We start from the raw sequence: 11,118 nt of genomic DNA, 5'->3' as shown, positions 1-11,118 counted from the left end.
ACAGGTACTGCACAGGCCTTGAGGCCGATGCGATCGAAGTGGGCGCTGGCTTGCCTGCGATGGGCTGCAAGGCAGCCCCAAACTTGCGAAAATCACTCCAGGTGTTCTGGCTTGATCGGGTCGCCCGACTTCACATCCAATTTTTCGCGAATGTCCGCGAACATATGGTCATAGAGCTTGTGCGGTGAACTCAGGTTTTCGAATTTCTTCGGCGACGGCAGGTACGCTTGCGCCCTGCGCGTCAGCAGCATGAGAAAGCTGGGCAGGGCCTGGTCCTTGGGCAGGAAGAACGCTTCATCGACTGCCTTGCCTTCGATGCTGCCATGCATGCGGAACTGAATGCCTCTACCTTCCTTGGGGTCCGACACTGCCTCGTATTCGATGTTCAGGTCATAGCTGTGGTCATCTTTGTTCAGCGCAATGCGCTCGATGTGTACATGACCGGGGTGGTACTGGGCCATGGAAAGCTCCTTGGGAAGGTCGAAAATGACGGGCCGCGCAGGCCCGCCCATTGCATTCAACGGTAGCTGATCCCCGGCTTCGCGGTCGAAACCCGGGTGCCGGCTGTGCCTTTGACAATTTCCTCGATGTTTTCCAGCGAACTGATCACTGCCACCTTGCCGGTATGGCGGGCAAAATCACAGGCGGCCTGCACTTTCGGCCCCATGGACCCCGCGGCAAAACCCAGCCGTTGCAGTTCGTCGGGGTGCGCTTGGGCGATGGCTTTCTGCGTAGGTTTACCCCAGTCAATGTACGCCGCATCCACGTCGGTGGCGATGATCAGAAGGTCGGCTTCCAGTTGCTCTGCCAGCAGCGCCGAGCACAGGTCTTTGTCGATGACCGCCTCCACCCCTTTGAGCTTGTGGTTTTCATCGTACAGGGTAGGGATGCCGCCGCCGCCCGCGCAAATCACGATGCTGCTCTTTTCCAGCAGCCACTTGATCGGGCGGATTTCAAAGATGCGCTTGGGTTTCGGGCTGGCCACCACGCGTCGGTACTTGTCGCCGTCAGGCTTGACCACCCAGCCCTTCTCGTTGGCCAGGCGCTCGGCCTCGTCCTTGCTGTAGACCGGGCCGATGAACTTGGTCGGGTCCTTGAAGGCCGGATCGTTGGCGTCGACTTCAACCTGGGTCAGCAAGGTCGCGAACGGCACTTCGAAGGCCAGCAGGTTGCCCAGCTCCTGCTCGATCATATAGCCGATCATGCCCTCGGTCTCGGCGCCCAGCACGTCCAGCGGGTAAGCCTCGTCCGGTTTGTAGGAAAGGCCCTGCAACGACAGCAGGCCGACCTGCGGGCCGTTACCGTGGGCGATGACCAGCTCGTTGCCGGGGTGGATCTTGGCGATCTGTTCGGCGGCGGTGCGGATATTGGCACGCTGGTTGTCAGCGGTCATGGGTTCGCCGCGGCGCAGTAGGGCGTTGCCGCCCAATGCAACAACGATACGCATGGGGAATGTCCTTTTGAGGTGGGCTTGGGGGTGCAAGCGGCAAGCGGCAAGTTGCAAGTTGCAAGTCGCAAGCAGAAGCAGGCCGGTGTGATCAGCTGCTTTCAGCTTTCAGCTTTCAGCTTTCAGCTTGCCGCTTTCAGAGGTCAGCCAGGGTCGAAACCAGGATCGCCTTGATCGTATGCATGCGGTTTTCCGCCTGCTCGAAGGCAATGCAAGCGGGCGACTCGAATACGTCGTCGGTCACTTCGATGCCGTTGGCCAAGTCCGGGTACTGTTCGGCAATCTGCTTGCCCACCTTGGTTTCGGAGTTGTGGAACGCCGGCAGGCAATGCATGAACTTGGTGCGGGGGTTGCCAGTGGCCTTCATCAGTTGCGCATTCACCTGGTAAGGCTTGAGCAGCTTGATACGCTCGCCCCAGGCCTCGATCGGTTCACCCATCGATACCCACACGTCGGTGTGCACGAAGTCCACGCCCTTGACCGCGGCCAGCGGGTCTTCGGTCAGGGTGATACGCGCGCCACTTTCTTCTGCGTACTGCTTGCAGCGCTCAACCAGGTCCTCATGTGGCCACAGCGCCTTGGGCGCGGCGATGCGCACGTCCATGCCGAGTTTGGCGCCGATCAGCAGCAGCGAGTTGCCCATGTTGTTGCGCGCATCGCCCAGGTAGGCGTAGCTGATGTCGTGCAACGGCTTGTCGCTGTGCTCGCGCATGGTCAGCACGTCGGCGATCATCTGGGTAGGGTGATACTCGTCGGTCAGGCCGTTGAACACCGGCACCCCGGCGAACTTGGCCAGCTCTTCGACGATTTCCTGCTTGAAGCCACGGTATTCGATGGCGTCGTACATGCGCCCGAGTACGCGGGCGGTGTCCTTCATGCTTTCCTTGTGGCCGATCTGCGATGAGTTGGGGTCGATATAGGTGACATTGGCACCCTGGTCGTAGGCCGCCACTTCGAAGGCGCAGCGGGTGCGGGTGGAGGTTTTTTCGAAGATCAGGGCAATGTTGTTGCCCTTCAGGTGTTGCTGTTCGGTGCCGGTGTACTTGGCGCGCTTGAGGTCGCGGGACAGGTCCAGCAGGTAGCGCAACTCGCGCGTGGTGTGGTGTTCCAGGCTCAGCAGGTTGCGGTTGTGAATGTTGAACGCCATGACTTTTCTCCTTGGGTAGGGTGAACGCACCGGCCGCCGCTGGGTAAGCGCGGCCGGGGTAATGGGCGTTAGTAATCGATGGGATCACGGATGATCGGGCAGGTCATGCAGTGGCCGCCGCCCCGGCCCCGGCCCAGTTCGCCGGCGCTGATGGTGATGACCTCGATGCCAGCCTTGCGTAGCAGGGTGTTGGTGTAGGTATTACGGTCGTAGCCGATGACCACGCCTGGTTCGAGGGCCACCACGTTGTTGCCGTCATCCCACTGTTCGCGTTCGGCGGCGAAGCTGTTGCCGCCGGTTTCGACCACCCGCAGCTTGACCCCGAGCTGTTCGCCGACCACGTCGATGAACGACTTGTTCACGCGGCGCACGTCCATGCCGTACGGCTTGCTTTCGTCCGGGCGAATGATGAACGGCACGATTTCCTTGACCACTTCCGGGAAGACCGTGACCAGGTCGCGGTCGCAGAAGCTGAACACGGTGTCCAGGTGCATGGCGGCGCGCGACTTCGGCAGGCCGGCGACCACCACTTCCCTGACCGCACCGTGGGCGAACAGGCTCTGGGCCAGCTGACCGATGGCCTGGCGCGAGGTGCGCTCGCCCATGCCGATCAGCACCACGCCATTACCGATCGGCATCACGTCGCCACCCTCGAGCGTGGCGTTGCCGTGGTCCTTGTCCGGGTCGCCATACCACACCTGGAAGTCGGCGCTGGTGAACGCCGGGTGGAATTTGTAGATGGCGGTGGTGAGTAGCGTTTCCTGGCGCCGTGCTGGCCAGTACATCGGGTTCAACGTGACGCCGCCGTAGATCCAGCAGGTGGTGTCACGGGTGAACTGGGTGTTGGGCAGCGGGGGCAGGATGAAGCTGGAGTGCCCCAGGTAGTCGTTGTACATCTTGACCACTTCGGCGCCTTCGCTCTGCGGCAGGTCCTGGCCGGCCACGCCGCCGATCAGGAATTCGGCCAAGTGGCGCGGTTCGAGACCTTCCAGCCAGCTGCGCACTTCATTGGTCAGGCCCACGCCGACGGTATCGGCGGTGATCTTGCGGTCCAGAATCCACTTCAGCGCTTCAGGTTGCTGCACGATGTCGGTCAGCAGGTTGTGCATTTCCAGCACATCCACGCCACGCTCACGCATCTTGGTGACAAAGTCGAAGTGGTCACGCTTGGCCTGGTCGACCCAGATCACATCGTCGAACAGCAGTTCGTCACAGTTGCTCGGCGTCAGGCGCTTGTGCGCCAGGCCCGGTGCGCACACCATGACTTTGCGCAGCTTGCCGGCCTCGGAGTGCACACCGTACTTCTGTTTTTCAGCGGACATGGTTTCATTCCTCCAATGGGACGAAAGCGTGGTCAAAGGGTCAGGAAGCCGTCGTACAGGCCATAGGCTGCCACCAGGGCGCCGATCACCACGGCGGCGAAGATCAGTTTTTCCACGTTGGTGAAGATGGGTTGGCCCACTTCACGCTTGGCCTTGGCGAACAGGATCGCGCCAGGGGCGTACAGCAATGCCGACAGCAGCAGGTATTTCACTCCGCCGGCGTACAGCAGCCAGATGGCGTACAGCAGGGCGATAGCGCCGATGATCAAGTCTTTCTTGCGTTCGGCCAGGGCCTGCTCATAGGTTTCGCTGCGCAGCGCCAGCAGGAAGGCGTAGGCCGCCGACCACAGGTAGGGCACCAGAATCATCGAGGTGGCGAGGTAGATCAGCGACAGGTAGGTGCTGCTGGAAAACAGCGTGATCACCAGGAAGACCTGCACCATGGCGTTGGTCAGCCACAGCGCATTGGCCGGTACCTGGTTGGCGTTCTCGCGGCGCAGGAATGCCGGCATGGTGTGGTCCTTGGCGGCGGCGAACATGATTTCGGCGCACAGCAGCACCCACGACAGCAAGGCCCCCAGCAACGAGATGATCAGGCCGACACTGATCAGTACCGCCCCCCAGTGGCCGACCACATGCTCCAGCACGGCGGCCATCGACGGGTTCTGCAGCTTGGCCAGTTCCGGTTGGGTCATGATGCCCAGCGACAGCACATTGACCAGTACCAGGAACAACAGCACGGTCACGAAGCCGATGACCGTGGCCTTGCCCACGTCGGCGCGCTTTTCGGCGCGTGACGAGAAGATGCTCGCACCCTCGATACCGATGAACACCCATACGGTGACCAGCATCATGTTGCGGACCTGGTTCATCACACTGCCCAGTTCGGGCGTGCCCCGGCCCCAGATGTCGGCGGTGAAGATGTCCAGCTTGAAGGCGAACAGGCAGATCAGGGCGAACAGCACCAGCGGCACCACCTTGGCCACGGTGGTCACCAGGTTGATGAACGCCGCTTCCTTGATGCCGCGCAAGACCAGGAAATGCACGGCCCATAGCAGTAGCGAGGCGCCGATGATGGCGGCTGGCGTGTTGCCCTCGCCAAAGACCGGGAAGAAGTAGCCCAGGGTGCTGAACAGCAGCACGAAGTAGCCGACGTTGCCCAGCCAGGCACTGATCCAGTAGCCCCAGGCCGAAGAAAAGCCCATGTAGTCGCCAAAGCCGGCCTTGGCGTAGGCATACACCCCGCCATCGAGATCTGGTTTGCGGTTGGCCAGGGTCTGGAACACGAAGGCCAGGGTCAGCATGCCCACGGCAGTGATGGCCCAGCCGATCAGTACCGCGCCAACCCCTGCGCTGGCCGCCATGTTCTGCGGCAGCGAGAATATGCCGCCGCCAATCATCGAGCCGACCACGAGTGCAACTAATGCACCGAGTTTCAATTTTCCGGATGAATCAGACATTTAACAACTCCTGCCAGGAGAAAGTTGACGACAGCATAAATCCGCCGTCTCAGCCATTCGCTGACGTGGGTCAGGTCATGGTGCCGTGAAGTAGGAAAAAACCTTCACGGTGCTCCTGGAGTGTGCCGACATCTCAAGCTGCAGGCCTTGCGCGCTGGCACCTCCATGTCATTCTAGAGCAAACGCTCTGTTCAGCCTGCGATGCTTGACGCTAGCCGCTTTCGCGGCTTTCGCCACTTTTTTACGCATATTTCGAGTTTTATCACTTTCTTTTCCAGTGACTATCTAGCTGCTAGTTTTTACACAATCTATTTATAGATAAAACTGTTATTACCGCGCGTCTTTTTGTGAATGGGTTCACTATAAGCAAGCGTTTCTATATGGCCGCAAACGCTGTTGCATTCGTATGACATTGGCGAAAAAACGGGGGATACATGAGCGAACCGGGTCAGAAGCTACGCTTGGGCGCGCTGATCGCGTTGGTGGTCGGCTCGATGATTGGCGGCGGGATATTCTCGTTGCCGCAGAACATGGCGGCGCGTGCCGATGTAGGGGCGGTGCTGATCGGCTGGACCATCACTGCGGTGGGCATGCTGGCCCTGGCCTTCGTGTTCCAGACCCTGGCCAACCGCAAGCCGGAACTGGACTCGGGAGTATATGCCTACGCCAAAGCCGGTTTTGGCGACTACATGGGCTTCTCATCGGCCTGGGGCTACTGGATCAGCGCCTGGCTGGGCAACGTCGGTTACTTCGTATTGCTGTTCAGCACCCTGGGTTTCTACTTCCCTGTATTTGGCGAGGGCAATACGCCTGTCGCCATCGGTTGTGCCTCAGTCCTCCTGTGGGCGGTGCACTTTCTAGTCTTGCGCGGCATCAAGGAGGCGGCGTTCATCAACCAGGTGACCACCGTGGCCAAAGTGGTGCCCATCCTGATGTTCGTGGTGATTGCCGCATTCGCCTTCCGCGCCGATATCTTCACCCGGGATATCTGGGGGTTGAGCAACCCTCAGTTCGGAGGTGTGCTGGAGCAGGTGCGCAACATGATGCTGGTGACCGTATTCGTGTTCATCGGCATCGAGGGCGCCAGCGTCTACTCCGGGCGGGCCCAGCGCCGCTCCGATGTGGGCAAGGCCACGGTCATCGGCTTTCTCGGTGTGCTGGCGCTACTGGTGCTGGTCAACGTGCTGTCCCTCGGGGTGATGACCCAGCCGGAGCTTGCCGGTTTGCAGAACCCTTCGCTGGCGTCGGTGCTGGAGCATATCGTCGGCCCTTGGGGCGCATTGCTGATCAGTATCGGCCTGGCGGTTTCGCTGCTGGGGGCGTTGCTTTCCTGGGCATTGTTGTGTGCCGAGATTCTTTACGCCACCGCTCGTGACAAGACCATGCCGCGCTTCCTGGCCAAGGAAAACGCCAACCATGTACCGGCCAATGCCCTGTGGCTCACCAACTGCATGATCCAGGGTTTCCTGCTGATCACGTTGTTCTCGGCCGGCACTTACACCAGCCTGATCTACCTGGCGTCGTCGATGATCCTGGTGCCTTACCTGTGGTCGGCGGCCTATGCGCTGCTGCTGGCGGTGCGTGGCGAGAGCTACGCCGCGCAGCCACGGTTGCGGCGCAAAGACGTGCTGGTGGCGCTGGTTGCCTTGCTCTACGCCATCTGGCTGCTGTATGCCGGCGGGCTCAAGTACCTGCTGTTGTCGGCGTTGCTGTATGCCCCGGGCGTGATCCTGTTCGCCAGGGCCAAGCATGAGCAGCGGCAAACCCTGTTCACCACGTGGGAAAAGCTGATTTTCGCGGCCGTGCTGGCAGGCGCGGCGCTGGCCGCCTACGCCCTGTATTCAGGGTTGCTGAGCTTGTGATGGGGCTGCGCAGGCGTGCTCCGGGCGTGACCAGATCCACAGGTTGCCCAGGGTCATGCCGGCGATGGCGAGGAATACCGGCCAGTGGTGTTCAAGAAAGGTCAGCATCAGGCCTGCACAGAGCAGCATGCTGAGGGTAGCGCTGACCTTGGCGCGGCGCTGGATCACCTTGCCGTTGCGCCAGTTGTACAGAATCGGCCCAAACAGGCGGTGGTTTTCCAGCCAGGCCGACAACCGTGGCGAACTGCGCGTTGCAGCCCACGCTGCCAGCAGGATGAATTCGGTGGTTGGCAGGCCGGGAATGACGATCGCGACCAGACCCACCCCCAGGCTCACGTAAGCCAGTATTCCATACAGCAGGCGGGCGAGTTTCGAGCGGGCGGGTCGGGTCATGGTCTCACTGCAAAAAACGGTGCGGCCACCAGAAGGGTGGCCGGCTAAGGCGTATCAAACCAGCGCAGCATCTGCAGCATAGGCATGCTTGAGCAGCTCGGTGAAGCGCTCGAATGCCGCTACTGCGCCGCGCTCGGCAGCCGCGTCTTCTTCGGCCGACAGGTCCAGGGCATCCAGGATGCGAGTGAACTGCTTCCAGCCTTCAGCACGGCCACCGGCCGGCTCGCCCAGGTGCCGGGCGCCGAAGCTGTCGGACAGGCCCAGCGCTGCGGCCCGTTTGATCAGAAACGCAGCGCCCAGTTTGGAGCCTTCGGAGACGAAGATCCAGCCCATTGCCTCGCCCAGGCTCGGATTGGCCAAGGCACCCGGCACCGCGGCCGGCACCTGGGTGTCGAGGTCGGCGAGGTCGAGGCGGGCTTGGTCGGCCCGGCAGCGCGCGGCCAGGTCGGGGACGATGGCGATCAGTTGCGGGTCGTTGTACAGGGCCTGCAGCTCGGATTGGAACAGGTACTGGGCGACCACGAAGCGGGCGAAACTTTCGCGGCTGTCGAATGGGGCGTGGGATTTGACCAGGGCATCCAGTTCGGCGTGCGGGGCGTGGGTGATCTGGTTCAGGCGCTGGGAGCGCAAGGCTGGGCGGTCGATCATGGGGCAGTCCTTGGAAAGAGGGCGTCTAGAGACAAGACGAAGCAGCGGGGGCGGAACAGTAAAAAAAACCGGGTATCTACAGACGGGTCATTGCGTTGCCTGTGGGATCAGGCGCCGCGCGGGCGGCGCCTGATCCCACAGGCGCTGCAAACCTGAAACCTTCAGATATCCCACACCACATTGATGCCGAAGTTGCGCCCCGGCATGCTCAAACGGTCGATGTTGGCCGGCTGGGTCACAGCCGCTTCACCCTGGCCGTCATAGCTGCGTACCGAGTCCCACTGCCAGTATTTCTTGTCGGTCAGGTTGTACAGCCCGGCGTTGATGGTGACGTCGTCGGTCACCTTGTAGAAACCGGTCAGGTCCAGCACGCCATAGCCTGGCGTGCGGAACTTCGTGCTCGAACCGTCTGGCGAGTAGAAGGTGCTGTCGTCGACCCGGGTCTTGCGCTTGACCAGCGTCCAGCTCAGCAAGCCACCATAGTTGTGTTGCTCGTAACCCAGGCCGAACACGCCTTTGAGCGGGTTGACCGTGTTCAGCGGTTCGCCGGTGTCATCGTTACGGCCATAGGTATAGGCAATCGAGCCCTGGGTATACAGGCCTTGTGGCGCTCCGAAGTGGTCAAGGTTGAGGCGGCCCTTGACCTCGGCGCCCTTGATGGTGGCGTGCTTGATGTTGTTGGCCTGGAAGGTCTGTTCCAGGTTGGCGCTCTGCACGGCGTCTTCGTCAATGAAGTCGCGGTACTTGTTGTAGAACACCGCCACGTCGAAGTTACCGGCGTCGAAGTTGCCGCGCAGGCCGGTTTCGTAGTCCTTGCTCTTTTCAGGCTCCAGCCCTGGGTTGCCTTCTACCCGGTAGCCTTGGTCTAGGTTGACGAATTTCCCGTACATGGACTTGGCGGTCGGCGTGCGGAAGCCCTCAGCGTACTGGCCGTACCAGGTGTAGTGGTCATCGAAGGCGTAGGTCAGGCCGAACTTGGGCGAGACGCGGTGCCACGTCTTGTCCGAGTCGTCCTGGGAGGTGGGCGCGGTGGCGGTGGACTCCAGGCCACGCAGGAACGCCTCGGTGAACTTGGGCTGCATGCGCGTGTAGTCGTAACGGGCGCCTGGCAGGAAGGTCCAGCGGTTCCAGCGGATTTCATCCTGCACGAACAGGCTGTAGGTGTTCACGGTCGGGTCCGGGAAATCACTGACCAGCACCTGGCCGTCGGCCGGGCGCGGCGCGCCGGCGGCAGCGCAACCCGAGCCTACGGCCAGGCAGGTGCCCGTGCCACTGCGCGACCCGGTGATTTTCTCGTGCTTGAGGGTGGTGCCGTAGGTCAGCAAGTGGTCGGTGCTGCCGATGCTGAAGGCTTTGTCCAGCTGGGCATCGAATACCCACTGGCGGTCCTTGTAACGTGTGTCGCGGGTGCGCAGTACCTGGCGGCCAGGTGGCGCATAGATTTCATCGGTGTGCTGGTCGGTCTTGGCGACCTGGTAGTTCAGGCTCCACTTCACCTGGTCAGCGAACAGCGTGTCCAGGCCGAATTCATGGTTGATGCCGAAGCGTTCGCGGGTGATGGTGTCGTTGCCGCTGCGCGCCTTGTAGTAGCCCATGCCCCCGAACCCGGGTATGAACGGCCCTCCCGCGGCGCTGAGGATGTTCTGGTCGCGGTCGTCCTTGTAGCGCTCGTAAGTAACGCCCAGGCGGGCGTCGTCAGCGTAGTTCCAGCCTGCCTTGGCCAGCACGTTGGTGGTCCGCACGTCCATCGGGTTGGCTTCGGTACGGGCCAGGCCGGCACCGCTGTGGTGGCCTTGGGTCTCGGTCTCGTGGCCATTGCGCTGGCTCAGGTGCAGCAGGCCGTCGACATCGCCCTGGCGCCCGGCGACGGTGGCCGAGGTCAGCCAGCTTTCGTCCGCCGAGCTGTAACCGCTTTTCAGGCGTGCGCCAACATCCTTGCCTGGCTTGATGATGTCGTCGGGGTCGAGGGTGAAGTAGCTGACCGCGCCGCCGATCGCATTGCTGCCATACAGCACCGAGGCCGGGCCGCGCAGGATTTCCACGCGCTTGACGATTTCCGGGTCGACATAGTTGCGTTGGGTTTGCGCGTAGGGGCCGTAGAAGAAACTGTCGGGGATCGCCACACCATCGACCTGGGTGAGAATCCGCTCGCCGTCGATACCGCGGATGTTGTAGCCGTTGAGGCCACTGCGCTGGCCGGTGCCGGCCACCGACACACCCGGTTCGTAACGCACCAGGTCCTGGATGTTGTTGACGTTCTGGCGGTCCAGTTGCGCTCGGGTCTGCACGCTGACCGTGCTCGGCACCTGGCTCACGTCCTGGGCACTGCGGGTGGCGCTGACGGTCACTTGCTGCAGCGCGATCACATTGTTCGCGGCCTGGCGTTCGAGTACCACATTGGCATTGCCGATCCTGCGAAAGCTCAGCCCGGTGCCCTGCAACAGGCGCTTGAGCGCGGCATCTGGCGGCAGAGCACCCTGTACACCGGGTGAGGCCACGCCTTCGGCCAACTCGGCGCTGAAGCCAACCTGCCAACCGGTGACCTGGCTGAAGGCGTTGATGGCCGACACCAGCGGTTGCTGGCCGATGCTGAAGCGGTAATCGCCCATGCGCGGGCTGCTGGCGCGGGCCGGTTCGGCAGCCAGCGCCGGCAGGCTGCAGGCGCCGCTGGCGAGCAATGCCAAGGTCAGCAGCGAAAGCTGCCCGGTACGGCGGGGAAGGGAAGACGAGCGGGTAATACCTGTGTACATCGGAAGCGCTCCCAAACGTGCAGACAGTTATAGGTGTCTGTTCTCGTTTGTTAAACAAGAATCAGTTGCATTGGCTATAACGAGACGGA

9 protein-coding genes are annotated in these 11,118 nt (G+C 61.8%); 1 reads left to right on the top strand and 8 read right to left on the bottom strand.

Translation table 11 applies throughout. The features are described 5' to 3' along the window. Positions 1–92 precede the first annotated feature (92 nt). From G1E_RS21135 to arcD (G1E_RS21115), 5 genes are all read right to left on the bottom strand, one after another. Positions 93–461, bottom strand: coding sequence for a DUF5064 family protein (locus G1E_RS21135; protein WP_009683384.1), 369 nt, complete (start codon positions 459–461; stop codon positions 93–95). A gap of 56 nt (positions 462–517) precedes the next feature. Further along, the gene (gene arcC, locus G1E_RS21130) at positions 518–1,447 is read right to left on the bottom strand and encodes a carbamate kinase (RefSeq protein ID WP_009683385.1); all 930 of its coding nucleotides are present in this window, start codon (positions 1,445–1,447) and stop codon (positions 518–520) included. A 136-nt stretch (positions 1,448–1,583) separates the two neighbouring features. Continuing rightward, the gene (locus G1E_RS21125; protein ID WP_009683386.1) at positions 1,584–2,594 is read right to left on the bottom strand and encodes an ornithine carbamoyltransferase; all 1,011 of its coding nucleotides are present in this window, start codon (positions 2,592–2,594) and stop codon (positions 1,584–1,586) included. A 68-nt stretch (positions 2,595–2,662) separates the two neighbouring features. Next, complete coding sequence (arcA, locus tag G1E_RS21120) at positions 2,663–3,916, bottom strand: arginine deiminase (protein WP_009683387.1); 1,254 nt, start codon at positions 3,914–3,916, stop codon at positions 2,663–2,665. Between the two features lie 32 nt (positions 3,917–3,948). Beyond that, positions 3,949–5,376: an arginine-ornithine antiporter gene (arcD, locus tag G1E_RS21115; RefSeq protein ID WP_009683388.1), complete on the bottom strand. Its 1,428-nt coding sequence runs from the start codon at positions 5,374–5,376 to the stop codon at positions 3,949–3,951. A gap of 434 nt (positions 5,377–5,810) precedes the next feature. Here arcD (G1E_RS21115) and arcD (G1E_RS21110) point away from each other — a divergent pair, with 434 nt between their 5' ends. Beyond that, positions 5,811–7,238, top strand: a complete 1,428-nt coding sequence (arcD, locus tag G1E_RS21110) for an arginine-ornithine antiporter (protein ID WP_009683389.1) — start codon at positions 5,811–5,813, stop codon at positions 7,236–7,238. Here the strand turns inward: arcD (G1E_RS21110) and G1E_RS21105 are convergent. From G1E_RS21105 to G1E_RS21095, 3 genes are all read right to left on the bottom strand, one after another. Further along, positions 7,218–7,631 carry a YbaN family protein gene (locus tag G1E_RS21105; protein ID WP_009683390.1) on the bottom strand — a complete coding sequence of 138 codons (414 nt, stop codon included), beginning with the start codon at positions 7,629–7,631 and terminating at the stop codon, positions 7,218–7,220. The genes arcD (G1E_RS21110) and G1E_RS21105 overlap by 21 nt on opposite strands. Positions 7,632–7,685: 54 nt before the next feature. Continuing rightward, a complete protein-coding gene (locus tag G1E_RS21100) occupies positions 7,686–8,279 on the bottom strand; it encodes a biliverdin-producing heme oxygenase (protein ID WP_009683391.1) in 594 nt (197 codons plus the stop codon). 161 nt (positions 8,280–8,440) lie between these two features. Next, a complete protein-coding gene (locus G1E_RS21095) occupies positions 8,441–11,029 on the bottom strand; it encodes a TonB-dependent receptor (protein ID WP_009683392.1) in 2,589 nt (862 codons plus the stop codon). Between the last annotated feature and the right edge of the window lie 89 nt (positions 11,030–11,118).

This window comes from Pseudomonas sp. TJI-51 (assembly GCF_000190455.2).
Lineage (GTDB): Bacteria > Pseudomonadota > Gammaproteobacteria > Pseudomonadales > Pseudomonadaceae > Aquipseudomonas > Aquipseudomonas juntendi.
This window is presented reverse-complemented; position numbering and strand designations above follow the sequence as displayed.

Excerpts from the sequence above, each read along its gene's own strand:
- G1E_RS21135 (WP_009683384.1), bottom strand. The coding sequence starts at position 461 with ATGGCCCAGTACCACCCCGGTCATGTACACATCGAGCGCATTGCGCTG.
- arcC (WP_009683385.1), bottom strand. The coding sequence starts at position 1,447 with ATGCGTATCGTTGTTGCATTGGGCGGCAACGCCCTACTGCGCCGCGGC.
- G1E_RS21125 (WP_009683386.1), bottom strand. The coding sequence starts at position 2,594 with ATGGCGTTCAACATTCACAACCGCAACCTGCTGAGCCTGGAACACCAC.
- arcA (WP_009683387.1), bottom strand. The coding sequence starts at position 3,916 with ATGTCCGCTGAAAAACAGAAGTACGGTGTGCACTCCGAGGCCGGCAAG.
- arcD (WP_009683388.1), bottom strand. The coding sequence starts at position 5,376 with ATGTCTGATTCATCCGGAAAATTGAAACTCGGTGCATTAGTTGCACTC.
- arcD (WP_009683389.1), top strand. The coding sequence starts at position 5,811 with ATGAGCGAACCGGGTCAGAAGCTACGCTTGGGCGCGCTGATCGCGTTG.
- G1E_RS21105 (WP_009683390.1), bottom strand. The coding sequence starts at position 7,631 with ATGACCCGACCCGCCCGCTCGAAACTCGCCCGCCTGCTGTATGGAATA.
- G1E_RS21100 (WP_009683391.1), bottom strand. The coding sequence starts at position 8,279 with ATGATCGACCGCCCAGCCTTGCGCTCCCAGCGCCTGAACCAGATCACC.
- G1E_RS21095 (WP_009683392.1), bottom strand. The coding sequence starts at position 11,029 with ATGTACACAGGTATTACCCGCTCGTCTTCCCTTCCCCGCCGTACCGGG.